The sequence below is a fragment of the Solwaraspora sp. WMMA2056 genome (assembly GCF_030345095.1).
Lineage (GTDB): Bacteria > Actinomycetota > Actinomycetes > Mycobacteriales > Micromonosporaceae > Micromonospora_E.
The window spans coordinates 224572-250024 of record NZ_CP128360.1 but is presented as its reverse complement, the minus strand read 5'-3'; the positions used below and the strand labels follow the sequence as shown (position 1 = coordinate 250024).

Genomic DNA, 25453 nt, shown 5'->3' with positions numbered 1-25453 from the left:
GCGGCGGGGACGGGCAGCGCCGACAGTTCAGCGTCCGGGCCGTCGGCTCCGTCGCCGGCCCACCGTTGGTCGCCCCCATCAGTGCCGTTGTCACCGGATCCGCTGTTGTCGCCGCTGCCCGGCCCGAGCAAGGTGCAGGACGCCAGCCGGGTCAGCCCGGTCGGCCGCGCCGCGTGCCGGCCGATCGCGATCTCGATCCGTTCGAGGGCGGCCCGCCGCTTGTCCCGCAGCGGCCCCACGATCGCGTTCTGGGCGAAGTTCGGGCCGCCCTCGCCGGCTGTGGTCAACAACCGTTCGTTGGCCTCGGCGATCTGCCGGAGGCTCAGATTCTGGTCGACCTCGGCCGCTGCCTGCGCCGGTACGGCCGGCAGCCGGTCCCGTACGGTCGGGCACTCGACCATCGGGTTGGCCTGCGTCCGACCGTCCGTGCTGTGCCCGGCATGGAGGGCGTCGTAGCTGACCGCACAGTCGACCAGCGACATCAGACCGGTCGGTCGGGTCGCCCGGTCACAGGCCCGCGATGTTCAGGGTGACCTTCGACATCGGCCGGTCCACGCAGGTGAGCAGGTAGCCGTCGGCCCGCTGCCGTGGGGTGAGGCAGTTCGGTTCGTGCTGCTTGACCTGGTGCCGCAGGTGTCTCGGTAGCCGAAGGCCGCGATCGGGCAGCGCCAGGATGCTCCGGCAGCCCTCGTCAAGGGCTGGTCACCTGGTTCACCTCCACCACCGGGCCGGCGAGCGCGTCCCGCGCTGCAGCATCCGGCGCGGCAACCACGAGCCCGCTGTGTGCGTCGTGGTCCGATCCGGGTCTGCGATGATGGCGGGATGTCCACCGGTACCGCACCGGCCGCTCAGCCGTTCGCGCACCTGCAGGCGCAGAATGTCACCCTGTACCGGGACGTGCTGGACGCCTTCATCCGCGCGAAACGTCGGTTCACCGTGCATCTGCGGCCGGAGGACGTCCTGGCCGAGATCGGCCCCGGGGTGTCGCTGGAGGCCGTCGCGGCGGCGCTGGCCCAGCTCGCCGAGTGGGGCAACCTGCGGGCCGACCCGGACACCGGACGGGTCACCACCGTGGAAGACTTCCACCGCGCCCGCTACCTCTACCAGTTGAGCGCGCACGGCCACGCCGCCGAGCAGGCCATCGCCACGTACGAGGAGGCGATCGGCCGACGCGGCGCCCTGCAGTCGGTGGCGCTGTCCGACATCGCCGACCAGCTGCGCGCCCTGCTGGGCATCGCCACCGAGGCCGCCGCCGGGTCCGCGCCCGACCCGGCGAAGACCCACCTGCTGATGCTGAGCCTGGTCGACCGGTTCACCGGGCTGGCCGACAACGCGCAGGCGTTCATGGCGTCGCTGCGGCGGGCCGTCGACTTCGCCGACGCCGACGTGGCGGCCTTCCTCGCGTACAAGGAACAGCTGATCGCGTACCTCGAACGGTTCATCGCCGATCTCGCCAACCGGGGCGCGGAGATCGCCAACCTGGCCCACCGGATCGAGGCGACCGGGGTACGCCCGCTGCTGGAGATAGTGGCCCGCCGGGAGGCCGTCGACGCCGCACCCGGCGAGGACGCCGACGACCGGGCACTGCACCAGGCGCGGGTGGTCTGGCAGCAACGCTGGGACGGGCTGCGGGACTGGTTCGTCAGCGGCGACGCCAGCCGGCAGTCCCAGGCACGGCTGCTGCGTACCGCCGCCATCGGCGCGATCCGGCAGCTGCTCGGCGCGGTGGCGTCGATCAACGAACGTCGGGCCGGCCGGTCGGACCGGTCGGCCGACTTCCGGTCGCTCGCATTGTGGTTCGCGCAGGCCTCCGACGACGAGGCCGCGCACCGGCTGTGGCACACCGCGTTCGGCCTGTCGCCGGTGCGGCACCTGACCGTGACGACCGAGACCCTGGCCGCGGTCGAGCAGCGACCGGTGCCGGCATCGACGTCGTGGGCCCAGGCACCCCGGCTGGAGATCAGCCCTCGACTGCGCAAAACCGGATCGTACGAGCGGCGTGGCTCGCCGAGCCGGGTGCTGGACCGATCCGCGCAGCGGCGGCAGTTGGCCGAACGTGCCGAGCGGGAGACGACCCAGACGGCCCGCGCCCGAGCGGCGTTGGCCACTGACGGGCCCGTCCCACTGTCGCGCCTCGGTGAACTGGACACCGCCGAGTTCCGGCTCTTTCTCCATCTGCTGGGCGACGCGCTGGCGGCCCGGCGGCCGGACGCCACGGAGGTGACCACCACCACCTCCGACGGCACGCTACGGGTACGTCTGGTCCGCGTCGACGGGGCGCCGCCGGTGCGGATCGTCACCGCCGACGGGGTGCTCACCGGGCCGGAGCATCTGGTCGACATAACCGACCTGGCTCCGACCGGAGCCGACCTGGTCTCTGCCGGCCCGCTCTCTGCCGGAGCCGACCTCGCGGCGGTCGGGGCGGCCGGGTGAGGGCGCGCGGCCCGGCCGAGGGCGACTCCTCGGGCCGGCTGCAGCGGGCCGCCCGGCTGCTGCTCGCCCGCCCGCTGCTGGTCGCCGGGCTGACCCCGGACGCCGAGTTCCGGCTGGTCCGCACGTACGCCGTAGAGCTGCGCGAGTGGTTCGACCGGGAGACCGGGTGGCGGCTGGTCGCCGACGCCCAGACGATCCGGCTGATGAAGCTGACCGCCGACCCACAGGACCAGACCCACCCGGCCCGGGATCCGAAGGCCAGGACCCCGTTCTCCCGGCAACGGTACGTGTTGACCTGCCTCGCCCTGGCCGCGCTGGAACGCGCCGACGGGCAGATCACCCTGGGCCGGCTGGCCGAGGACGTGGTGCTTGCCGCCGCCGATCCGGCGCTGGCCGCCACGGGGTTCACGTTCGCCCTGGACCGGCGGGAGCGGCGGGCCGACATGGTGGCGGTGGTCCGGCTGCTGCTGCACTGGGGGGTGCTGCGCCGGGTGGCCGGCCACGAGGACGCGTACCTCGGCACCAGTGGTGACGTGCTCTACGACGTTGACCGGCGGGTGATCGCCGGCCTGCTGGCCAGCAGCCGCGGCCCGTCGATGATCGGTGACGTGGCACCGGACGGCCGGCTGGCGGCGCTGACCGTCGAGGTGGTGCCCGATGTCGAGGATGCCCGCAACCGGGCGCTGCGGCACCGGCTCACCCGGCTGCTGCTCGAACAGCCGGTCGTCTACTACGACGAGCTGACCGAGGCCGAGCTGGCCTATCTGACCAGCCAGCGGTACGCCATCCTGAACCGGATCACCCAACTGACCGGATTGGTTGGCGAGGTACGGGCCGAAGGGGTCGCGATGGTGGACCCGGCCGACGAGCTGACCGACGTCCGGATGCCGGCCGAGGGGATGCAGAGCCACCTGACGCTGCTGCTGGCGGAGCGGATCGCGGCGGCCGGCTCAGCTGGGCTACGGGCCAGCGAACTGCACCGGCACACCCGCGAGCTGGCCCGGGCACACCGGTCGTACTGGCGAAAACACGCCACCGACCCGGGCGCCGAGGTCGAGCTGGTCGCCACCGCGTTGGACGCGCTGCGTGCCCTGAAACTGATAACGGTCGAGCCGGCCGAGGACCCGCTGGTCGTCGCCCGCCCGGCGATCGCCCGTTACGCCCTGGCGGAGCCGACGATCCGCCAGAGCCGTCCCGCCGCCCTGAGGAGGTAACCGTCACCGTGACCGCCGCAGCCACCACCGCCGCACCGACGTCCATGCTGGACCGGGAGCTGCCGGTGCCGGACCGGGAACGGTGGCAGCCACTGCGGGCCGGGCTGGTGGACATCTTCTACTACGACCAGGAGGAGTTCCACTTCCACGGCGGCAGTCTGCTGCTGCGGGGCAACAACGGCACCGGCAAGTCGAAGGTCCTCGCGTTGACCGTACCGTTCCTGCTGGACGGTGAGCTGACACCGTACCGAGTGGAGCCCGACGGGGATCCGCACAAGCGGATGGAGTGGAACCTGTTGCTCGGTGGACGGCACCCGCACCCGGAGCGGACCGGCTACACCTGGCTGGAGTTCGGCCGCCGCGACGCCGACGGCACCGCCCGGTACCTGACCATCGGCTGCGGACTGAAGGCGGTGGCCGGGCGCGGAATCGCCCGGCACTGGTACTTCGTCACCAGCCAACGGGTCGGCGCCGATCTGCAGCTGCTCACCCCCACCGGTACGGCGGCGACCCGGGACCGGCTGCGGGACGCGATCGGCCCGGTGGGGATGCTCTACGACCGGGCCGTCGACTACCGGCGGGCGGTCGACGAGGCACTGTTCGGCCTGGGCGACCGGTACGACGCGCTGGTGTCCCTGCTGATCAAGCTGCGGCAGCCGCAGCTGTCCAAGCGTCCGGACGAGAAGACCCTGTCCCGGGCGCTCGGCGACGCGCTACCGCCGCTGGACGAGAACCTGATCGCTCAGGTCGCCGAGGCGTTCCGGGGTCTCGACGACGAGCGGGAGACGCTGACCGAGCTGCGCGAGACGAAGAAGGCCGCCGACGACTTCCTCACCCGCTATCGGCAGTACGCGCGGATCGCGACGAAACGCAAGGCCGCGGTGCTGCGGCAGCAGCACAGCCGGTACGAGCAACTGGGCCGCGAGCTGGGCGACGCGCAGCGGGCGCACGAGCAGGCCGACCGGGCGGTACGTCAGGCCGAGGTCAGACTGGCCGAGCTGGACGCGCGCGCCACCGAGCTGCAGGCGCGCCGACGGGCGCTGGCGGAAAGCCCCGAGGCGCGTACCGCCGAGCATCTGCGTCGGCTGCGGGAGGCGGCCGATCAGCGGGCGACGTTCGCCGACCAGCAGGCCAAACGCCTGCGTGACGTCGAGGCGGAGGCGGCCCGGACCCGGCGAACCGCCGAGCAGACGGCGCAGGAGCTTCAGTCGGCCCAGCGGGACGAGGCTGCGGCCCGTACCCGGGTGGCCGGCGGTGCGGCGGCGGCGCGGATCGCCGACCGGCACCGTGACCGGGTCCTCGCCGCCCTGCCGGACGACTCCGCCCATGGGCTCGACGAGGCGCGCCGGGCCGCCGGCCAGCTGGTCCAGGATCGGCGGGCCGCGCTGCGTACCCTCGATCGGCTCCGCGCGGCCGCCGAGTCGGCCCGAACCCTCGCAGACCGCGCCCGGGAGGAGGTCGACCGGCTGGACGCCGAGGTGGCGGCGGCCGACGAGGCGGTCACCGACGCCGAGACCGCCGCCGCCGAACAGGGCGAAACCCTGGTACGGCGCACCGGCGAGTACCTGACCGGGCTGGTCGAGCTGTCTATCGCCGACCCGGAGGCGGTGCTCGGCCGGCTCGACTCCTGGGTGAGCACCCTCGACGGGGACAACCCGGCCGCCCGGGAGGTGACCGCCGCCAGCCGGGCAGCCGCCGAGGCGATCGCCCGCGCCGACGCGGCGGTGGAGGCCGAGCAACGGCGGGTCGCCGACCGGGTCGGGGAGATCGACGCCGAGCTGCGTCGGCTGACCGACGGGGCGCACCAGCCGCCACCGGCACCGCACACCCGGTCCCCGCAGCTGCGCCTCGACCGGCCCGGCGCACCACTGTGGCGGGTCGTCGACTTCGTTGAAGGCGTGCCGCCGCAGGTGCGTGCCGGCATCGAGGCGGCGCTGGAAGCCGCCGGGGTGCTCGACGCGTGGATCGACCCGGACGGCACGGTCCGCGACCCGGACAGCGGCGACGCGCTGCTGCGACCAACCGACGAGGTGGCGACGAACCTCGGGACGCTGCTGCGTCCGGCCATCGACGACGCCGACCCGCACGCCGCCGCGCTGACCGGGCCGACCGTCGCCGCCGTCCTCGCCGCGATCGGCCTCGGCGCGGAGTCCGGTGCGGCGACCTGGGCCGACACCGACGGCGGCTTCGGCATCGGCGTCGTCACCGGGCGGTGGACCAAACCGGACGCGGAGCACATCGGCGACGGCGCCCGGGAAGCGGCCCGCCGGGCCCGGATCGCTGCGCTGCGCGCCGAGTCCGACGAACTCGCTGCCGTGTCGGCCGACCTCGCCGAGCAACGCACCAGACTGGACGAACGTCGGCGGGCGGTCGGCCACGAGACCGAGAGTCTCCCCTCCGACCAGCCACTACGCGAGGCGCACACCCTGGTCCGTGGCGCCCACCAGTTGCGCCGGGACACCGCCTGCCGACGTGACGAGGCGGCGGCGAGGCACCGTACGGCGGTCTCGGCGGCGCAGACGGCGCTGGCCGAGGCGACCGAGTTCGCCGACGACGTGGGTCTGCCACACGACGCCGACGGGCTGGCGGAGGTTCGCGACGGGCTGCAGGACTACCAGGTGACGTTGGCCGCCTGGTGGCCCACCCTGACCGGGGTACGCGATGCGACGCGCCGCCGCGCTGAGGCGTCCCGCACCTACGAGGAGAAGCAGGAGAAGCTCGAACCGGCCGCGATCGAGGCGGCCGAGGCGGCCGAGGCGGCCCGGCTGGCCCGGGTGGAGTTCGAGACGTTGGACGCGACCGCCGGCGCGACCGTCGCCGACCTGGAACGCCAGCTCCGCGAGGTGGCCGACGCCGAGCAGGAGTGCCAGCGGGAAAGCCGGGAGACCCGGCAGCGCGAACGCGACGCCTGGGGTGCCCGGGGCGACGCCGACGGGCGACGGGACCGGCTGACCGAGGAACTCGACGGGGCCACCGCCACCCGGGACGCCGCCGTCGAAGTGCTGCGGGCCTTCGCCGACACCGGCCTGATCGCCCTGGCCTGCCCCGAGCAGGAACTACCGGACACCCGACAGCCGTGGGCGACGACCCCGGCGGTGGCCGTGGCGCGCGGCGTCGACCGGCTGCTCGCCGACGTCGACGACGGTGACCGCCCCTGGGAACGGATCCAGCACCAGGTCAGCCTGGACATGAAGGTGCTCACCGACAGCCTGTCCCGGCACGGACACCAGGTGCTGCCCGCCGTCCGCGAGGACACCATGATCGTGGAGGTGGTGTTCCAGGGGCACGGCCGCTCCGTCGCGGACCTGTCCGCCGCCCTGGTCACCGAGATCGACGAACGGCAGCGGGTGCTCTCCGCCCACGAGCGGGAGGTGCTGGAGACCCACCTGGTCAACGAGGTCGCCGGAGCGTTGCAGGAGCTGGTCGCCGGCGCCGAGCAGCAGGTTGCGACGATGAACGGCGAGCTGGAGGAGCGGCCCACCTCCACCGGCATGCGGCTGCGGCTGCTGTGGCGGCCCACCCGCGACGCCCCGCCCGGCCTGGCCGAGCTGCGCGCCCGGCAGCTGCGGCAGAGCACCGACGTCTGGAACGACGCCGACCGTCGAGCGATCGGCGCGTTCCTGCAGGAACAGATCAGCCGGGAACGGCTGCGCGACGAGGCGGCGACCTGGCACGAGCAGCTCACCCGGGCGTTGGACTACCGGGCCTGGCACGAGTTCGCAATCCAACGCCACCAGGACGGGCAGTGGCGGCCGGCCACCGGCCCGGCCTCCGGTGGTGAACGGGTGCTGGCCGCCAGCATCCCACTGTTCGCCGCCGCGTCCTCGTACTACGGGTCGGCGGGCAATGCGCACGCGCCGCGGCTGATCGCCCTCGACGAGGCGTTCGCCGGGGTCGACGACGACTCCCGGGCCAAGTGCCTCGGGCTGCTCGCCACCTTCGACCTGGACGTGGTGATGACCAGCGAACGGGAGTGGGGCTGCTATCCGCAGGTGCCCGGACTGGGCATCGCGCAGCTGGCCCGGCACGACGGCATCGACGCCGTCCTGGTCACCCCGTGGCGGTGGGACGGGCGGGAACGGCACCGGATGCCTCGGGCCGAGCTGGCGGTACCGCAGCAGCGACCGACCCGCCCGGACGGCGAACCCGACCCGACCCGACCGGACCCGACCGGACCTGACGGCTCGGAGCAGCCCGCTCTGTGGTCCGCCGAGTGACCGCACCGGACGGCGATGTGGTCGGGCCGGATCTCGATGTGGTTGGGCCGGATCTCGATCGGCTGCGCCGGCAGCTCGGCGGGGCCGACACCGAACGGGTCGTGCAGCGGGTCCGCCAGCGGATGGCCCACGGCCGGCCGCTGACCGGCACGATCTCGCTGAGCCAGCCGACACCGGCCGAGCGGCTGGCGGTGCAACGGCTGCTTGGGCGGCCACCCGCCCGGGGCACCTCGCTGACGGTCAACCTCGACGACCTCGACCAGGTGGTCCGCCGCAGCGGCCTGCACCCGGACGGGCTGGCCGCCGCCGTCGAGACCCTCCTCGGGCCGGTGCCGGTGACCGCCGAGGTCCGCGCCGCCGCCGACGCCGCATGGCGTACCGTGCTGGAGCCGTTGGACCGGCTCGGCCGCCGCGCGCCGCACCTGGCCGACTGGTGCGGCGACCGCACCACGGTCGCGCTGGCCCGCCGACTGTCCGGTACGCCGGACGCGGCGGCCCGGCTCGTCGAACACCTGGTCGCGGTGCTGGCGGCGTTGCCTGCCGACGGTGCTCCGTTGGCCCGGCTCGCCGCGCAGACCACCGGCGACGCGCACGCCCTCGACGCCGACCGTCCACTGGCCACCCTCGTACTGTCGGCGGTGCGGGCCGTCTGGTGGCCCGGGGACGACGAACCGACGTCCCCGGCGCAGCGGCGGCGGGCGCTGTGGGACAGCGCCGGTGTCCTTGTCGACGAACTATCGTCGACCGTACTGACGCTCAACGTCGTGGCGAGTCCGGGCAGCCGGCTGTCCGCCCTGACGGCGCCCGCCGCGACGGCCGGTGAGCCGCTAGTGCTGACCCTGCGCCAACTCGGCCGGGAGCGGTCGACTTTCCCGGCCGGCACCGTCCACGTCTGCGAGAACCCGACGGTGCTGGCCGCGGCGGCCGATCTGCTCGGTCCGGAGTGTCCGCCGCTGGTCTGCGTCAACGGCCAGCCGAGCACGGCGGCGCTGCGGCTGCTGACCGGCCTGACGGCCGGTGGCGCGCGGTTGCGCTACCACGGCGACTTCGACTGGGGCGGGGTACGGATCGCCAACCTGTTGCGCTCCCGGGTGCCGTGGCAGCCGTGGCGCTACGACGCCGCCGCGTACCGGGCGGCGGTGGCGGGCGCGGCCGTGGTGGGCGCCGTGTCGGGGACGCTGACCGGCCGGCCGGTCGACGCCGGCTGGGACGCGGAGCTGACCGCTGCGATGAGCCGGCACGGTACGCGGGTCGAGGAGGAGCTGGTCCTCGACACCCTCCTCGCCGACCTGTCCGGTGCCCAGTAGCGCGTGATCATCCTGCCCATAGTCGACTGTCGCACCGGTTGTCCGCTGAACGGACGTGCGAGTGGCCCTACCGGATTGTCTGGCCTAGAGTCTGCGCGTGCCAGCATCCCCCGTGACCCCGCCTGACCGACTGGCCGCGCTACTGGGCACCGTTGGCCCGGCTGGCGCGTTCAGCGCACGTCGTACCGCGTCACCCCATGGTCTGAGGCTCGCGGTGCGCGGTGTCGGGCCGATCGCCTTGCCGGCGGCCGCCGAGCAGGCGAAGCAGCTGTGCTCAGTTGGCCGGCCGGCCAGGTTCGGCAAGGGTGAGCAGACGCTGACGGACGCCGGGGTGCGCGACACGTGGGAAGTCCCGACGAGCCTCGTCGACATCGACGAACAGCGGTGGCACGAGACGCTCCACCCGATGCTGGACCAGCTCCGGGCCGACCTCGGCCTGCCGCAGGGGTGCGAGCTGGTCGCCGAGCTGCACTCGATGCTGGTGTACGCGCCCGGCCAGTTCTTCGCGCCACATCAGGATTCGGAGAAGGCTGATGCGATGATCGGCACCCTGGTGGTGACGTTGCCGTCGGAGTCGGCCGGCGGCGTGCTGTCGATCGAGCACGCCGGCCGGACCGGGAGCTACGAATCGTCACCGGACGAGCTGACCTTCGTCGCGTTCTACGCCGACTGTCGGCACCAGGTGTCGCCGGTGACGACGGGCCACCGGATCGTGTTGACCTACAACCTGTTGCTCGCCGGTGACCCGGTCACCCTGGCCGCCGGCTCGCTGGGCCAGGACCTGGTCACCGAGTTGACCGGCTGCCTGGACGATCACTTCGCGGAATCGGCCGACGGGCCCGCCCGGCTGGTCTACCTGCTGGACCACGAGTACACCCAGCGGGCGTTGGGCTGGGACCGGCTCAAGGGCGACGACGTCGGACGTGCCGCAGCGGTGCGGGCGGCCGCGCAGGCCGCCGGTTGTGAGGTCACCCTGGCGTTGGCGGAGCTGCAGGAGACCTGGAGCGCCCTCGACCCCGAGGAATCATGGGGCCGCTGGGGTCGGGGCCGGAGTCGGTACGGCCGGTATCGGAACGACGAGGAACCCAGCGGCGGGAGCGGGTCGGGCAAGTACGAGCTCGAAGAGCTCATCGACTCGTCGATGACCCTCGACTGCTGGCTGGACGAGTCCGGCGAGGTGGTGCCGACGTCGCTGCGGGTTTCCGACGACGAGGTGTGTGCCACGACGCCCACCGCGAACCTGTCGCCCCAATCGTCGGAGTACGAGGGGTACATGGGCAACTACGGCAACACGTTGGACCGGTGGTACCGCCGGGCGGCGATCGTCGTGTGGCCACGTCGGTGGACCTTCGCGATCCGTGCGCAGGCGTCGCCAGGCTGGGCCCTCGACCGGCTCGCCGGTCTGCTGCGGGCCGGGGACGTCGCCGGTGCCCGGAGCAGCGCCGCCACGCTCGCCTCGTTCTGGCGGGTCACCCCGGCGGCCGGTGAGCTTGTTGCCGGGCGGGCACTGGCGGTCGCCTGGGAGCTCGACGAGCCGGACCTGGCTGCCATGCTGCTCGCGCCGCTGCGGGTGGAGGCGCTGGCGCCGGCCGACGCCCCGGTGCTCGCCCGCCTCGCCACCCGCTACGGCGAGTCCTGGACCCGGGAGCGGGTCAACGGCTGGTTCGGCCGGAACTGGCTGTCCCGTTCGTCGCTGTTCGACAAGCAGACCCCGGACTGGCTGGCATCGCTGCCCGCGATGTGCGCGGCGCTGCGGGCCACCTCCGACACCGGGGGTGTGCTGGTCGGCCGGCTGCTGGTGGCCGGCGTCTGGTCCGAACTGCACGGCCGGGCCCGAGGAATGCTCAGCTACCCGGCGGCCCGCGACCGGCGCAGGTACCTCGCGGACCTGGGGCCGCAGATCGCCGTCGTCCTGGCTGGTGCCGCCAGCCTCGGTACGGCTGACCTGGCTGACGGGCCGGTCGAGTTCCTCTGTCAAGACGAGGACGACGTGCTTGGCTGCGCGATGTCGACGCTGCGGGCCACCCGCGCGACCGCAGCGGACCAGGCGGGGCAGCAGGTGACCGGCCTCGACACCCTCACCGCGCACGCCGCCCGGCGGCTCGAGCAGCGGCTCGCCAGGCCAGTTCGGGCCGCCGACGACTGGTCGGTGGAACTGCCCAAGGGATGCGACTGCGAGCTGTGCACCACCTTGGTGGCGTTCCTCGGCGATCCGGCGCGCCGCACCTTCGAGTGGCCGCTGGCCGAGCAGCGCCGCCGCCACGTCCACTCCCGCATCGACCAGGCCGACCTGCCGGTCGACCATCAGACCCGGCGCAGCGGGCGACCGTACACTCTGGTGCTGCGCAAGACCGACGCGCTCTTCGATCGCGAACGCGAGGCCCGCCGCCGCGCCCAGGAAGACCTGGCCTGGCTCACCCACTGACCGAGCCGGCCGGTCCGACCCCGACCACTCCGAACAGCTACGAGGACCCGAGCATGCCGATCACGGCCGTCCGACAGATGGCGTACTTTCCACCCTCGGCCTACGAGCAGGCGTGGGAGCGCGGCCTGCTGGACGCCACCAACTACCGGGACCACGCGGACTACCGCCGCGAGATTCAACAGCAGCTGCAGGCCCTGTCCACCGACGGCCGAGGCCCGATCCGGATCGTCGCGCTGGACGTGCCCGGCCTGCTGGCGTACGCGGAACAGACCGGCCAGGACCCGACCAGCCGGCAGACCCGGCTGGGTTTCGTGGGCTGGCTCGGTGAGCAGGGCGCCGACACCGTCGCCTGGCCGCCGGAGCGCAACGCCGGGTGCTGGTGCGGCTCCGGCCGCAAGTACAAGAGGTGCTGCGCGGCACCGTCGTTCCTGGCGGTCGAACCGGCCGACCCGGCGTCGCTGGTGCTCACCGTCGAGCTCGACGGGGTGGCGCAGCGGGTGTGGCGGCGGGTTGCCATCCCGTCGAACACCCCGCTGGATCGGGCCCACCGGATGCTTCAGGAGGCCTTCGAGCTGCCCGGTGAGGGGTCGTACGCCTTCCGCACCGACGAGTACACGATCGTCGCGCCCGGGTCTGGCCAGCGTGGTGTCCCGGCGGACGGGGAACGGCTGGTGTCGATCGCCACCGAACTCGGCGACCAGTTCCACTACTTTCACGGCCACGGCCGGAGGTGGCGCCACACGGCCACTCTCGACGAGATCCGGCCCGGCGGACCCGGCAACACGTTCACCGTGCTGGCGGGTGACGGCAGCTGGCCGGCCGAGCCGGTCGCCGACCAGGTCAGGCAGGCGATCGATGGGCTGATGGAACTTGCCGAGTCCAGCGCCGACGTGGTCGCCGCCGAGGCTGAGTCGTTCCGTGAGTTCGGCGACCGGGCCGACCCCATGGACGTGGAAATCCACACCGCGCAGCTGCTGGCCAGGTTCGACCAGACCCAACCGTCGGGGTCGATCGGGCTGGCGATGGGGGCGCTCTCCATCGCGAACCGGCGGCCGAGACCGCACGTGGCGGCGTTCGTCGCCGCCGTGAACCACCTGATGCCCGGCCTGGTCACGGGGAAGGCGCTGACCGACCTGGCCCGGCATGGAGTGCCGTTTCCGGCATGGGCCGAGCGGCTCGGCAAGGTGGACCCACGGCGGGCGTGGCGCTACCGGGACGCCTTCGGTGATCAGGAGGCCGTGCTGGTGACCTTCGGCTACCTCGGCGACGCCGCCGAACACGGCATCCTCGTCGAGATCGCCACCTGCCCCACCCCCACGGTCAGCGTGGTCCACCTGTCTCGAAGCGTCGACGCGCTGCGGGAGGTGCTGGAAAAGTCCGCCGCCACCGCCGCCGGCCCGGTGATCCTGGAAGAGACCACCCTGGCGTGGGCGTCCGGGGCGTTGGCCGGCGTGCTCCGGCGAGTCAGTTCTGACCTGCCGGCCGAGAGCCGGGCCTGGCTGCCGATCGTGGCGCAGCGGGTCGACCTGCTCCCACAGCCCGAACCGGTCGAGCCGGCCCGCCACACCCGGGCGGACCGGGCTGCGGCGGTCGACGGGTTCCTGGCCGCCACCGCACCCCTGCCGGGCGTCGACGGCGACGTCCTGCGGTTCTGGGCGCAGGTCCTGGCCGGTTCCACCGGGACGGACGGTTCGGCGCCGACCCGGATCGGGCCGGTCTGGCTCGGACACGTCCTCGGCGAACACGTCCCACGTACCTTCGAACTGACCCTTGCCCAGCGGGCCGGGCTCAGTGCCGCCGTCACCGCCTGGGCCGGGTGGGCGGCCGAGCAGCAGGGCCTGCCCGCCGCCGCTGTCGAGGTGCTGGCGGCCCGGATCGCCGAGATCGACGAGGCGTTCGACCGCGCCTACGCCGACCCCGAGCGGGCGGCCGCCCGCAGCTATCTCAGCGACATCACGCCGACCACCACCGACGGGGAAGACCTGCGGCGGGCGTTCGCGCTGCGAACCGCCGCCGTCCCGGTGGCGCGACCCGGGCAACTGACCGAGCAGCCGCTGTGGGTGTCCGATTTGGCCGACCGGCACCGGATTCTCGCCGCCGAACTCGAGTCGTGGGAACTGGCGCCGAGTCAGTCTGTTGCGGCCTGGTCCGCCGCGCTCACCGCGATCAGCGACCAGCTCTGGAACCTGGAGTCCGACCTGGCCCGCGAAACCATGGACTACCTGGACCAGGTCGGCCCGGACGATGAACTGCTCGGCGACCTCACCGAGCTCGCCGTCGAGCACGGCCTCGGTACGACCAGGTTCAACGCGGCAGCCCGCGACCGGCTCACCCCGGATCCCGAGGACCTCGGCTGAGCGTTGGTCGCGTCGGGGACGTCACGCCTGGAAGTAGTGCCCGTCGTGCAGGTCGGCGATCAGGCCGGGGCGGCTGGGGGACCAGCCCAGGAGTTCCCGGGTGATCGCGGCCGACGTCGGATTGTCCAGTTGGGCGAACGGCCCGAGGAAGCCGAAGTAGTCGTCGGCTTCCTCGGGGCTGATGCTGCGGACCGGCACGTCGAGGTTGCGGGCGATGGCGGCGGCGATCTGTCGGAAGGGGACTCCTTCGTCGGCGGCGGCGTGCAGGCGGGAGCCGGCCGGGGCCTTTTCGAGGGCGAGCCGGTAGAGGTCGGCCGCGTCGAGCGTGTGCACGGCCGGCCACCGGTTGGTGCCTTCGCCGACGTACGCCGCGTACCCGTGCTGCCGGGCGGCGGCGACGAGGACGGTGACGAAACCGTTGCGGTCGAGCGGGCTGTGCACCGTCGGAGCGAGCCGGACGACGCAGGAGCGCACGTCGTGGGAGGCGAGGCCGATCACGAAGTTCTCCGCGTCGACCCGGTAGCCGCTCGGGAGGGCGTCGTGTTCGGTGCCGGGGCGGCCGACGAGTCCGCCCATCGCGAGCATGGCCGTGCCGCCCGTACCGACCAGCGGTTTGCCGGAACCGCTCAGACCGTCGGCGAGTGCGTGGAGGGCGGCCAGGTCGGCACCGGCGGCGCCGGTCAGGTCGCCGGTGAGCAGTAGGTCGTGACGGAACGCCAGGTGGATGACGCCGTCGGCGGCGTTCGCCTCCGTACGGAGAACGTCGAGGTCGGACAGGTCGCCGCGGCGCGTCCGGGCACCCAGTTTCTCGATCGCGGCAGTGGACGCTTCGGAGCGGGCCAGGCCGACGACGTCGTGTCCGGCGGAGATCAGGGCCGGCACGACCGCCGAGCCGAGGTGGCCGGAGGCGCCTGTGACGAATACGCGCATGTTGGTGTTCCTTCGTGAGTGCCGATGTCGCCTTGTGACATCACCCTACCTTGTGATGTCACTAGGCGACATGGCTGGATCAAGAAGATGTCGTAGTGTGACATCGGATACCATCGCGGCATGGCCCGCTGGCAACCGGACGCACGCGGCCGCCTGGAGGCGGCCGCCTTCGAGCTGTTCCGTGAACGCGGCTTCGAACAGACCACGGTCACCGACATCGCCACCCGCGCCGGCCTCGACAAACGCACCTTCTATCGGCTCTTCGGCGACAAACGCGAGGCGCTGTTCGGCGGCAGCGGGCAGTTGGAAGACCTCCTCGTCAAGGCGGTGACCGAGACGGATGCCGCCCCCTTCGAGGCGGTCGTCGCCGCCTTCCGCCGGGTGGCGGAGGAGATCTTCGCCGACCGCCTCGAGCTGGTCCGGGTCCGCCAGACCATCATCGAGAGCAGCTCCGAGCTGCAGGAACGTGAGCTGCGCAAAATGGGCTCGCTGGTGGCCGCGGTCGTTGCCGCGCTGTGCGCCAAGGGCTTCGGCCAGACCACGGCGACCCTGGCCACCGAGTCGGGTGTCACCGTGTTCCGGGTCGCGTACACCCGCTGGGTCGAGCCCGGCAACCGCGACTCGCTCACCGACCTGATCGCCGAGGTCGCCAGCGAACTACAGGCGATCACCTCGCCTGCTCGACGGTAGTTGCCGTGCGGTACGTTGCCGGCATGACGGCTGTCGCTGGACGACGGTGCGCCCGCCGGGCCAGCACACAGTAAACCGTCCAGTATGATCGGTCGCCCGTTGGCCGTCGGCGCGACAGCCGACGGCCCGGCGTACTCAACTGGGTTCCGGAGGTTCTCATGGCCGACCACGACGCAACGCTGTTCGACCGGCTCGACACCTCGGTGCCGCATCCGGCCCGCCGATACAACTACTGGCTCGGTGGGAAGGACAACTTCGCCGTCGATCGGGCCTCGGCGGACCAGATCGCGGCGGCCTGGCCGAGCGCGCCGATCGCGGCGCGAGAAAACCGCCGCTTCCTCGGCCGGGCGACCCGGTTCCTGGCCGCCGAGGCCGGGATCAGGCAGTTCCTCGACATCGGCACCGGCCTGCCCACCGCGGACAACACGCACGAGATCGCCCAGGCGATCGCGCCGGAGTCGCGGGTGGTGTACGTCGACAACGATCCGATGGTGATGGTGCACGCCAGGGCCCTGCTGACCAGCACCACCCAGGGCAGAACGTCCTACATCGAGGCCGATCTGCGCGAGCCCGGCAAGATCCTCAACCATCCCGACCTGCTCGCCACCCTGGACCTGTCCAAGCCGGTCGGGCTGATGCTCGTCGCGGTACTGCACTTCCTGCCGGGTCGAGGGGCGGCCGCGCCGGTCGTCGCCGAGCTTGTCGACGCGCTGCCGCCGGGCAGCTACCTGGTCGTCAGCAACGCGACCAAGGACTTCCTCCCGGCACCGATCGCAGCGGTCTACGACCGGATGCTGGCTGCCGGGCAGACCGACATCTGGCCCCGGGAACGCGCCGAGTTCGCCGCGCTGGTGGAGGGCCTGGACCTCGTACCACCCGGGATCGGGGTGGTGAGCGACTGGCGCGCCGACGAGCAGGACCAGCCACGTCCGGCGGCAGCCGACGTGTCGGTGTACGGTGCGGTCGCCCGAATTCCCTGACCGCCGCACCAGGCAGCGCCGTTGCCGGAGGCGAGTCGCCCGCAGCACGCCGGTAACTGCGGCCTGGGCGGTAGCGTCGTCCGGGTGAACCTGGACGAGACCGCCGCCCGGCTCGGGGTGCCCGTCGCCGACGTCGAGCGGGTGCACCGGCTCGCCGGTGACCGGCCGTCGGCTCCGCTGCCGGCCAGGGCCGACGCGCCCGCGATCCTGGACCGGCTCGCGGTGCGGCCGGACGACGCCGCCGAAATCATGGCCGGCTGGCCGGATCCCGACTCGCCGCTGTGGACTCCGGAGCTGCGCTGGCTGCTCGACCGGACGATCGCCCTGGTCCGGGCCGACCTCGGCGGCTACGGCTGGCTGGCACCCGGCCCGGAGCTGCCCCGCGACCGGGGACCCGCCTGGCGGCACCTCTACGTGTACGCGTACCTGGCCCTGGTCGACGTCGTCCGGGCGTACCACCGCGCCCACGGCATCGCCGACGCCGTGTCCTGGGCGACCCTCGCGGACCTGGGCCGCAACCTCGCCATCGACCGGCGGATGCGTGGCGAGGGCTGGCCGGTGATGCAGGCCTGGCTGACCCTGCACGTGCGCGGCGGCCTCTACGAGCTGGGCCGGCTGCAGCACCACCGCAGCGACACCGCCATCGAACTGCACATCCCCGACGCGGGGCCGCTGACCCCGGAGGCGGTCAGCGCGTCACTCGACGCGGCCCGCGCGTTCTTCCCCCGGCACTTCCCCGACGGGCGGTACGCGGCGTTCGCCTGCGGGTCGTGGCTGCTCGACCCGCAACTGCGGGAGTACCTGCCGGCGGACTCGAACATCGTCCGGTTCCAGCGCCGGTTCGAGCTGGAGCCGTACCAGGAGCAGGACGGGCCGGACGCCGACGTCGAGGTGCTGCGGTTCGTGTTCCGCACCCTGAGCACGCCGCTCGACGCGCTACCACGCCGTACCGTTCTGCAACGCGCCGTCGTCGACCACCTGTCCGCCGGCCGCCACTGGCAGTGGCGCCGCGGTCGCTTCCCGAGCTGACCACGCCTGCTCTGCACCCGGCTCGGTAACCGCGACGGCCGAGGCGGAAACGAGGCGGGTGACGGCCGACCGGCTGTCTGCTGTCGCCGGATCACCAGGAGCTGGAAACGTAGAACATCTAGTTCTACACTCGTGTCCATGGAGCGTATCGGTGTCCGAGAGCTGAATCAGAACACGAGTCAGGTGTTGGCTCGGGTGAGTGGTGGCGAGACTGTCGAGATCACCGACCGCGGACACCCGATTGCCCGACTTGTTCCGGTAGGCGACGACCGGTCAGTATTGGCGAAGCTGGTAGCGGCGGGGCGAGCCGTCGCCCCCACCGGCGGCGGCTCTGTGCCGCTTCCCCCGAAGCTCGGTGACGAGGATGTGGACGTGGCCGCCTCGCTTGTCGCGATGCGTGACGAGGAGCGCTGGTGATCTATCTCGATTCAGCTGCCGTCGTCAAGCTGGTTCGGCAGGAGGTGTGCAGCGCCGACCTTGTCTCCTGGCTCAACAAGCACGACGATGTGCCGCTGGTCTCCTCCGCTCTCGTCGAGGTGGAAGTGCCCAGAGCGCTGCGCCGAGCAGCTCCGCAAGCGTTGATCGGCGTGCCGGCTGCCGTCGGACGGCTGTTCCGACTCGAGATCGACAGCACGATTCGGGCGACCGCAGCCGCGTTCGCCGAGCCGACGCTCCGCAGCCTCGACGCCATCCACCTGGCCACCGCCCAGGTGCTGACCAACGAGTCCGGCACGGCACTCACTGCCTTCGTGACCTACGACCGGCGGCTGCTCGACCATGCCAAGGAAGCAGGACTACCCGTAGCAAGCCCTGGCCAGAACTGACCCACAAAGACGAGGTACCGCCACCACCGTTACCCAGGGTGTGCCGACTTTGCCTGGCCCGCTTTCGCCGCCGCATGGTGGCGTTGCCAGACGCAGGCGATTTAGCCGAGATCTAGCCGGGCTTGCTTTGCCGCCCTGCCTCACGAGAGCTGGGCCGGCTGGCGGAAGGCGTACTCGTGCCGGTCGAAGTCGATGGTCCAGGCGTACCTGCTCAGGAAGGCGTGCGACAGCAGACCGTCGATCCGTACGCCGCCGAACGACGCCCACGGTGCACGTCTACCCGGTGCGGTGGCTACGAACTGCCGCTGCTGCCGCAGCGGGCCGAGTGAGATCGGTGCGTCGGTGTCGAAGTGCGGGCCGGCGGCGCGGGCACGGGGGACTCCCCAGGAGCGGTACCGCCGGGCTGTCGCGTACAGGCAGGCCTGCCGGGGCGGCGATCCGTCGTCGCCCCGGACGACGTACGCGAGCCCGGAGTCGATGAAGTAGTTGAGATCCTGGCGGTCGCCGAAACCGCCACGGGCGAACATGTAATGGTCACTCCACAGGTGGAACGGAATGCGTGCGGCCTCGGGCCAAGTGCCGAGCAACGCCTGATGCGTGGCTGACCCGTCGGGGTCGCGACGGGGCGACAGGAGCAGCCGTTCGCCGGGGTAGTCGACGGTGGTGAGGAACCGTTGCAGGACGTTGGTGCCGATGACCACTACATCCTGGCCGCCTTTCAACGTGGGCATCGCCTCGACGGGCACGTTGGTCAGCGTGGCGTCGCCGAGGGTCAGCTCGTGGGCGAGGCCGGTGTAGCTGTCGGTGCGGGTGGTGCCGTGGTGCTGCCGGCCGGTGGCGACGAGCCGGATGCCGAGCGCGTCGGCGCGCGGGGTGCCCATGACGATGAAAGGCCCGCCGGTGTCGATGACGGCGTTCACCTGGTGGCCGTCGATGGTCGCGGCCACCGCCGGCAGGTACGGCGCCAACGCGTGGTCGGCGAACGGCAGTGTCGTGGTGCGGCCGAGGCTGCTTGTCAGCGGGTGGTCCACTCGCAGCTGAAGGTCCGGCGGTGTCGGTCGTCGCGGCCGTCGCCGGCGCAGGTACGCCGCCGCTTCGGCTGGTCTGTCCAGATGCAGCAGTGCCTGCGCGACGAGCCCGTCCAACCGCCTGAAGCCCAGCGGCCCTGGTCGCAGCGTCGCGTGGTGTGCCAGCGCCTGTTCGTAGCGTCCGCACACGTAGTCGGTGAGGAACAGCAGGTGCGCGCGTTGCCGAGGGCTCACCTGCGCCGCCAGCCGTTCGACCTCGCTGACGTCTCCCCGGGTCCACGCCCGCCACGCGGCGCGTGCGGACCCACTCGGCAGCAGCCCCTGGTGCCGGCTCACCGCTCCTCCTCCGCTGGCGGCGGTTGGCCGCCGGTGTCGAGGTCGGAAGTTGCGGCGATGATGGTCAGCAGAGGGATGACTGCTCGCGGGGTCAGCTCGTACTCGCCACGGCGGGGCTGGGCGAGCAGGCCGGCCGTCTGTAGGACGCGCAGATGGTGGTAGAGATGTCCGGTCGAACTTTCGCCGAGCACCTCCTGCAGCTGCATACGGGTGCGTGGCGCGCCGAGCAGTGCGGCGAGCAGGGCCAGGCGTGCCGGGCTGCCGAGGGATTCGAGCGTGCCGGCGGCGGCTGCCCAGTCGGCGGCGGCGAGATCCTGGACGCGATGCTCCATGACCCACTGGTATTCGCGGCGGCCGAACCCGGCTGCCCCCGCATAGGTGATCGAGCCGGTCTCCGTCGGCTCTCCGGAGGCCTCGGCACGCTGCTCACGTAGCCGGTCGAGCAGCCCCAACGCTTCGCTTCCGGCTGCTCGACCGGTGCCCGACCCACCGCCGCCCCGGCCTGCCGCCGTTTCCAACTGCTCGACGCGCCGCTCCAGCGCGGCGATCCGCAGCTCCGTTGAATCCGATGCCACCCGGTCACCCCTGATCGTTGTTCCGGAATGTCGTACTAGCGTACAAAGTTGGCTGCAAAGCTGTCAACGACGCCCCCGCGCGGGCGGTAACCCCGACGGCGGAGGCGGAAACAGACCAGGCATGGACGACGATCGGAGACGATTCGCGGAGCTGTTCCGGCGGCACTACGGCGCGGTGATGCGGTACGCGGCCCGCCGGGTCGGCCGGGAACGCGCGCCGGACCTCGTCAGCGAGGCGTTCCTGGTGGCCTGGCGACGCCTGCCGGACGTGCCGACCACCGACCCGCTGCCCTGGCTGTACGCCACCACCCGGCACCTGATCGGCAACGAGATCCGGGGCCGGGCCCGGCAGGCGAGGCTGACGACCCGGCTGGGCGCGGTCGTCGAGACGGTCACGGCCGACCACGCCGATGTCGTGATCGACCAGGTACGGGTCCGCCACGCGCTGGCGCAACTGTCCGAAGCGGACCAGGAGGCGCTGCGGCTGGCCGCCTGGGAAGGGCTCGACGCCACTGCCGCCGCCACCGTCATGGGGTGCAGTCGTACCGCGTACAAGGTGCGGTTGTTTCGGGCCCGGCGGCGGCTGGCGGCCGCGTTGGCGCCGACCCCGACCAGGAGGCCGGCGGACGCCGCGCTCTCCCCGCTGGCGAACGAAGGAGGACGATGATGGAGACCGACAGACTGATGCGCGACGCGGATCCGGTCGCCGGCTGGCGGGTGGACGCCGAATCGTCCCAGGCCACGGCGATGCTGGCCGGAATCCTCGCGCAGCCCCGGTCCGACACCGCGCAACCTTCCGGCTTGGCGGCGGTACGGCGTCCGCGTACCGCTGTTCGTCGGGTGCGGCACCGGCGGCTGGCGTTCGGCGGGGTCGCCGCCGCAGCGGTGGCGGTGGCCCTCGCGGCGTCGACGATCTGGCTCGACGGCCCCGGCGGCGCCACCCCCGCATACGCGGTGACCGCCAACCCGGACGGCTCGGTGGAGCTGATCGTGGAGTGGGACCGGCTCGACGATCCGGCTGGCCTCGCCGCCGACCTGCGTCAGGCCGGGGTGCCGACCGAGTTGCGCACCGGGCTGCCGGAACGCTTCTGCCCCGGGGCAGGCCGGGACTACACCAGTGAGGCGCTCAACAAGCTCGGGCCTGAGGGCGAACCGGTCTCCACCGACGGATACGTGATGCAGCCGGAGCTGTTCCCCGACGGAAGCGTGCTGGTCATCTCGACGCACGCCGACCCGCAGACGCAGTTCTTCTACACGATGATGTACCTCGCGCCGGCCGGCTCCACATCCTGCACCCTGTCCGGCACGCTCGGCTCAGCCCGCTACACCGGGCCCAGCCCGCACCCAACGACGATGTGGTGGCCGCAGCCCGCCGAGTGAGCATGCAGCTGTGCATCGAGGTGAGGCTGACGCACCTCAAACGCGATTTTGAGGTGCGTCAGCCTCACCTCGACCCGTGGTGATCTCGCGGCCTGCGCCACGGCGTAGCTCCAGATGCAGGCCGAGGGTCGAGATCACAGCGAGGACCTTGTCGAGTTGTACGGTCCGTTTGCCGTTCTCCAACCCGTAGACGAACCGTTCGGAGACTCCGGCGAGGTCGGCCAGCTCGTCCTGGCGCAACCCGAGCGCGCGCCGCCGCTGGCGGATGGTGTCGGCGAACTCGTCGCGCTTCCGGCTGCTCTCCACAGGTTCGGCCCGTCGCATCCTCTACTCGCCTCAGCAAGACCGCACGATCGTGTGGGCCGGTGCGCCACGGCGGGATCAGGCTGGGGTGAGGAGGCAGAACTCGTTGCCTTCCGGATCGGCGAAGGCCTTCCACGGGATGTCGCTTCGGCCGAGGTCGACGGGAGTGGCGCCAAGCGCCCGCAGCCTGGCTGCTTCGGCGTCCAGGTCGTCATCCGGGTACGAGCGGACGTCGAGGTGGACGCGGTTCCACCCGACCTTCGCGTCGGGCGTACGGACGAACTCCAGGTACGGGCCGACGCCGGCAGCGGAGCGCAGCCTCGCGGTCTCGTTGGTCACCTCGTACAGGGTCCAGTCCGTGGCCTCGCTCCAGAAGCGGGCCATTGCTCGCGGGTCGGCGCAGTCGACCACGACCGTGGCGATCGGCCCGGTGTCCAGGTAGATCGGCCGGGGCTCCAGCACGCAGAACTCGTTGCCTTCCGGGTCGGCCAGCACGGTCCACGGCGCGTCGCCCTGGCCGATGTCGACGGGGGTCGCGCCGAGCTCCGTCAGTCGTGCGACCGACTCCGCCTGATGGGCCGCCGAGGTGGTGGCCAGGTCGAGGTGTACGCGGTTCTTCACCGTCTTGGGTTCGGCGGACATGACCAGGTCGATGCAGACGGCGACCGGATCGGGGTAGACGAAGCCTGCGGGTTCGAGGTTGGTCACGCCCGGTCCCTCGCTGGAGACCTCCCAGCCGAGGACCGCCGCCCAGAAACCACCCAACGCGGAGTCGCTGCGAGCCTTCATGTTGATCTGCACCAGCCGCGTCGCCACCCCGACGATGCTAGACGCAAGGTGAGCCGGAAGCTGTTGATCAGGCGTTCGGGCGTACGTCTGCCTCGGCATCGACGTCGATGTGCCCCTGCAACCCGCTGCCGCAGCCGACACCCGGGACGTTGACCTGCTTCGCGGTGAGCGTCACAGTCTCGGCGACGAACTCCGCGCCGGTGGCGTCAGCCAAGCTCAGGGTCACCTCGACCGGGCTCGGCGGCAGGTCGGCGACGGCGGCGAATCCGACCTTGTCCCCGGTGGCCACCGCGTCCGCCGCGCAGGCAGCGTCGGGTCCGCCGTCAGCGCAGCCGTTGTCGGTGACGGTCGAGCTGGGCAGGAGCATGACCTGCCGCCGCTGACAGGCGGTGTCCCAGCAGACCACCAGCTCGGCGGTGCCGACCTGCTCCGCCACCGGCCCGGCGATCCGGATCCCGATCCCGTTCTGGACACCGACGAGTCGACACGCCTCTGCGGTGGAGGTGCCGGCGCAACCCGACAGGGCTCCCATGATCAGTACGGCGGCAACCAGCGATCTGTGTCTGCCCATGACGTCTCCCATCGCTCCAATAGTGTCGCCGGGCAGCGGTACCGTGACTCAATGCGGGCTGTCCGGATTGGGCTACCCATCGCCGTACTGTTCGTGGTCGCCAGCGCCACGGCGGTCGCCGTGCCGCTGGTGCGGGCCAGCGTGTCGGCCAGCGGGCCGGACGAGCGGCCGGCTGTAACGGTGAAGCAGTTCGTTTGCGCGCAGGTGGCGTCCAGCGTCGATGACTACTGCGATCGCATCGCGGAGGATCTCGGCCGGCGTACGCCGCTGACGGACGAGGAGCGGGTGGCGGCGCAGCCCCGCCGGCAGGCGCTGCTGGACGGCTTCGTCCGCGAGCTCGGCGCGGACTGTCCCGGGCCGCCGGAGCCCTGCCGGCTCCCGGCCACGACACCGGACGCGGTCCGGCAGGCGCTGGTCGCTGCCGGCTTCACCGATCCGGCGGTACGGTCGGCCCGGTTCACCGATCCGGCCCCGGCGGGGGCGATCCTGTACGCCGTACGGGCCGGGCGCGCCTGCCTGCTCGGCTACGTTCGGCCGGAGACCGCCGCGCCGCCGCTGATCGTTGGTCGCCTGCCCGACGACGCCTGCCTATTCTCCTGAGCGACTGCACGCCTGAAGTGGTCCACTGTTCATGCGGCGTCCGCGTCGGCACGGAACCGCGTCGTATCCATCACCGGTGCGTTCGTTGACCCGTCCGCGCTAGTCCTCGCATCGCGCGCCAGCGCTGGTGATGTCTCCCTTGCGCACCAACTCCCGGATTGCCGCGGTCATCGCTGGCATGCCCGGCTCCGGCACGATGAGCTGGTCGACGGCCCAGAAGTAGCTGCCGTTCGCAAGCTCCCCGGTCTTCTTCCACCGCGCCAACAGGCGGCCGACCTCATCGACGGTGAAGATCGTCAACGACCAGGTGGAGCCGTCGGGAAGGTCGACGAACACGTCGACAGAGGCCACCCCATCTACGGTGTCCGTCCCTGGATCGAGCATGAACCGTGCCACGAAAGTTGACTCGGTGATGGTGGTGAACGGATCGTCGGTGCTCATGAACGCCAATCATGACCGACCGCTGGGTTGTCAGCGCCGCCCGCCTCCCTGAGTCTGACCCGACATCGTCCGACCCTGTTGGACGGTGGTGGGGTTCGGTAGGTTCGGCTGGTGGCGGGAGGGCGACGGGCGGTGGCCGATGAGCGTTGACGATGTGAAGCGGACCGTCGAGCTGGGCAACGAGGCAGTCCGGCGCGGGTGCCAGATCCTTGAACAGGCGCTGGCCGAGGCAACCGAAGCGGGTGCTCTGGCTCGGGCGACGATGCATGACAGCAGCCATGACGAGGTCGAGAAGGCAAAGGCGAAGCTGGACTCGTTGGAGCGTGAGGTCGAACTGGCGATCCGGCGGTTCGAAGCTGCTGTGCAGTACGCGAACGAATACGTGGACAAGCTCTGATGTCCGGGACCCTCGGCGACGTGGTAGCGCGGCTCTACGCTGCGCGGGAGCGGCTGCTTGCCGCAGCCGTGACAGCCAACCGTGCACAGGCGGATGCCGAGCAGGCAGCCGGGCACTACACAGAAGCTGCTCAGGGAAGCAATGACCAGTTGATCAAGACAGCGATCTCTGAAGTGCAGATCGCTGGGGCGAAAGCCGACCGGGTCGCCGGAATCCTGAACGACATCTGTGAGCATCTCGTCAACTATGTGAACCATATTGCCCCAGGGGTGGCACCTCCGTCTGAACCTAAAATCGACGTCTCTGGTGAACGCCTTGTGGCAGAGGCTGAGAGTGGCGGCAGCAGGGCCGACCGGTTTGCGCGTCGCTTCGTGCAGAAGGGTGACTCTGCTGAGGAACACCTGCAGAACGCCGAAAAGACGATGCAGACCGGGAAGGAAATCCTGGATCTGTTCAAGATCAAGCCGGGTTCGGAGAGTGCGACGACGGTAGCGCCGGAGCCGCTTCCCGCTGATCGCCCGGCTGTGGACAACCCTGTGACTGCAGTAATCATGGCTGCGGGTGCCACCGCGTTGGTGGGTCGTGAGATGTGGAAGAAATACAAGAAGCGCCGTGAAGGGAAGTAGA

Annotated in this window: 23 protein-coding genes; 16 read left to right on the top strand and 7 right to left on the bottom strand. The window is 71.7% G+C overall.

From position 1 onward, the window contains the following. Positions 1-822 precede the first annotated feature (822 nt). From O7608_RS01205 to O7608_RS01180, 6 genes are all read left to right on the top strand, one after another. On the top strand, positions 823-2433 hold the full coding sequence (locus O7608_RS01205; RefSeq protein WP_281552865.1) for a TIGR02677 family protein: 1611 nt from the start codon (positions 823-825) through the stop codon (positions 2431-2433). Further along, entirely contained in the window at positions 2430-3647 is a 1218-nt protein-coding gene (locus O7608_RS01200) for a TIGR02678 family protein (protein WP_289208237.1), read from the top strand. Before O7608_RS01205 ends, O7608_RS01200 begins: the two co-directional genes overlap by 4 nt. Positions 3648-3655: 8 nt before the next feature. Continuing rightward, entirely contained in the window at positions 3656-7864 is a 4209-nt protein-coding gene (locus O7608_RS01195; protein WP_289208236.1) for a TIGR02680 family protein, read from the top strand. Next, positions 7861-9171: a TIGR02679 family protein gene (locus tag O7608_RS01190; protein ID WP_289208235.1), complete on the top strand. Its 1311-nt coding sequence runs from the start codon at positions 7861-7863 to the stop codon at positions 9169-9171. Before O7608_RS01195 ends, O7608_RS01190 begins: the two co-directional genes overlap by 4 nt. A gap of 97 nt (positions 9172-9268) precedes the next feature. Beyond that, positions 9269-11596 (top strand): 2OG-Fe(II) oxygenase, encoded by a 2328-nt coding sequence (locus O7608_RS01185; RefSeq protein WP_289208234.1) that lies wholly within the window; start codon positions 9269-9271, stop codon positions 11594-11596. 53 nt (positions 11597-11649) lie between these two features. Further along, complete coding sequence (locus tag O7608_RS01180) at positions 11650-13953, top strand: IS1096 element passenger TnpR family protein (protein WP_289208233.1); 2304 nt, start codon at positions 11650-11652, stop codon at positions 13951-13953. 21 nt (positions 13954-13974) lie between these two features. On the opposite strand, the gene O7608_RS01175 is transcribed toward O7608_RS01180, so the two are convergent. Further along, positions 13975-14883, bottom strand: coding sequence for an SDR family oxidoreductase (locus O7608_RS01175; protein ID WP_289208232.1), 909 nt, complete (start codon positions 14881-14883; stop codon positions 13975-13977). A gap of 120 nt (positions 14884-15003) precedes the next feature. Between O7608_RS01175 and O7608_RS01170 the strand changes: the two genes are divergently transcribed. The 5 genes from O7608_RS01170 (at position 15004) to O7608_RS01150 (ending at position 18406) form a co-directional block, all read left to right on the top strand. Continuing rightward, positions 15004-15573 (top strand): TetR family transcriptional regulator, encoded by a 570-nt coding sequence (locus O7608_RS01170; RefSeq protein WP_289208231.1) that lies wholly within the window; start codon positions 15004-15006, stop codon positions 15571-15573. A 158-nt stretch (positions 15574-15731) separates the two neighbouring features. Next, complete coding sequence (locus O7608_RS01165; RefSeq protein ID WP_281552873.1) at positions 15732-16553, top strand: SAM-dependent methyltransferase; 822 nt, start codon at positions 15732-15734, stop codon at positions 16551-16553. 84 nt (positions 16554-16637) lie between these two features. Next, a complete protein-coding gene (locus O7608_RS01160) occupies positions 16638-17582 on the top strand; it encodes an acyltransferase domain-containing protein (RefSeq protein WP_281552874.1) in 945 nt (314 codons plus the stop codon). Positions 17583-17720: 138 nt separating this feature from the next. Beyond that, complete coding sequence (locus tag O7608_RS01155; protein ID WP_281552875.1) at positions 17721-17999, top strand: type II toxin-antitoxin system Phd/YefM family antitoxin; 279 nt, start codon at positions 17721-17723, stop codon at positions 17997-17999. Then, positions 17996-18406 (top strand): type II toxin-antitoxin system VapC family toxin, encoded by a 411-nt coding sequence (locus O7608_RS01150; protein WP_281552877.1) that lies wholly within the window; start codon positions 17996-17998, stop codon positions 18404-18406. The genes O7608_RS01155 and O7608_RS01150 overlap by 4 nt, the downstream gene beginning before the upstream one ends. Before the next feature lie 140 nt (positions 18407-18546). Here the strand turns inward: O7608_RS01150 and O7608_RS01145 are convergent, their stop codons facing one another. Together O7608_RS01145 and O7608_RS01140 are read right to left on the bottom strand one after the other, a co-directional pair. After that, positions 18547-19770 carry a retropepsin-like aspartic protease gene (locus tag O7608_RS01145; RefSeq protein WP_289208230.1) on the bottom strand — a complete coding sequence of 408 codons (1224 nt, stop codon included), beginning with the start codon at positions 19768-19770 and terminating at the stop codon, positions 18547-18549. Next, positions 19767-20345 carry a helix-turn-helix domain-containing protein gene (locus tag O7608_RS01140; protein ID WP_289208229.1) on the bottom strand — a complete coding sequence of 193 codons (579 nt, stop codon included), beginning with the start codon at positions 20343-20345 and terminating at the stop codon, positions 19767-19769. Before O7608_RS01140 ends, O7608_RS01145 begins: the two co-directional genes overlap by 4 nt. Before the next feature lie 121 nt (positions 20346-20466). Between O7608_RS01140 and O7608_RS01135 the strand changes: the two genes are divergently transcribed. Together O7608_RS01135 and O7608_RS01130 are read left to right on the top strand one after the other, a co-directional pair. Then, positions 20467-21012: an RNA polymerase sigma factor gene (locus tag O7608_RS01135; RefSeq protein ID WP_289208228.1), complete on the top strand. Its 546-nt coding sequence runs from the start codon at positions 20467-20469 to the stop codon at positions 21010-21012. Beyond that, the gene (locus O7608_RS01130; RefSeq protein ID WP_289208227.1) at positions 21012-21725 is read left to right on the top strand and encodes a hypothetical protein; all 714 of its coding nucleotides are present in this window, start codon (positions 21012-21014) and stop codon (positions 21723-21725) included. The genes O7608_RS01135 and O7608_RS01130 overlap by 1 nt, the downstream gene beginning before the upstream one ends. A 36-nt stretch (positions 21726-21761) precedes the next feature. On the opposite strand, the gene O7608_RS01125 is transcribed toward O7608_RS01130, so the two are convergent. From O7608_RS01125 to O7608_RS01115, 3 genes are read right to left on the bottom strand one after another with little or no spacing between them, the layout of a single operon-like run. After that, positions 21762-22049 carry a helix-turn-helix transcriptional regulator gene (locus tag O7608_RS01125; protein WP_289208226.1) on the bottom strand — a complete coding sequence of 96 codons (288 nt, stop codon included), beginning with the start codon at positions 22047-22049 and terminating at the stop codon, positions 21762-21764. A 57-nt stretch (positions 22050-22106) separates the two neighbouring features. Next, positions 22107-22844 (bottom strand): VOC family protein, encoded by a 738-nt coding sequence (locus O7608_RS01120; protein ID WP_289208225.1) that lies wholly within the window; start codon positions 22842-22844, stop codon positions 22107-22109. 40 nt (positions 22845-22884) lie between these two features. Beyond that, the gene (locus O7608_RS01115; RefSeq protein ID WP_289208224.1) at positions 22885-23388 is read right to left on the bottom strand and encodes a hypothetical protein; all 504 of its coding nucleotides are present in this window, start codon (positions 23386-23388) and stop codon (positions 22885-22887) included. A 51-nt stretch (positions 23389-23439) separates the two neighbouring features. Here O7608_RS01115 and O7608_RS01110 point away from each other — a divergent pair, with 51 nt between their 5' ends. Beyond that, positions 23440-23988: a DUF6993 domain-containing protein gene (locus O7608_RS01110; protein ID WP_289208223.1), complete on the top strand. Its 549-nt coding sequence runs from the start codon at positions 23440-23442 to the stop codon at positions 23986-23988. 99 nt (positions 23989-24087) lie between these two features. On the opposite strand, the gene O7608_RS01105 is transcribed toward O7608_RS01110, so the two are convergent. Next, entirely contained in the window at positions 24088-24429 is a 342-nt protein-coding gene (locus O7608_RS01105) for a hypothetical protein (protein ID WP_289208222.1), read from the bottom strand. Between the two features lie 139 nt (positions 24430-24568). On the opposite strand from O7608_RS01105, the gene O7608_RS01100 reads away from it, so the two are divergent. Then, the gene (locus O7608_RS01100) at positions 24569-24826 is read left to right on the top strand and encodes a hypothetical protein (protein ID WP_289208221.1); all 258 of its coding nucleotides are present in this window, start codon (positions 24569-24571) and stop codon (positions 24824-24826) included. Then, positions 24826-25452 carry a hypothetical protein gene (locus O7608_RS01095; RefSeq protein WP_289208220.1) on the top strand — a complete coding sequence of 209 codons (627 nt, stop codon included), beginning with the start codon at positions 24826-24828 and terminating at the stop codon, positions 25450-25452. Before O7608_RS01100 ends, O7608_RS01095 begins: the two co-directional genes overlap by 1 nt. Position 25453 lies beyond the last annotated feature (1 nt).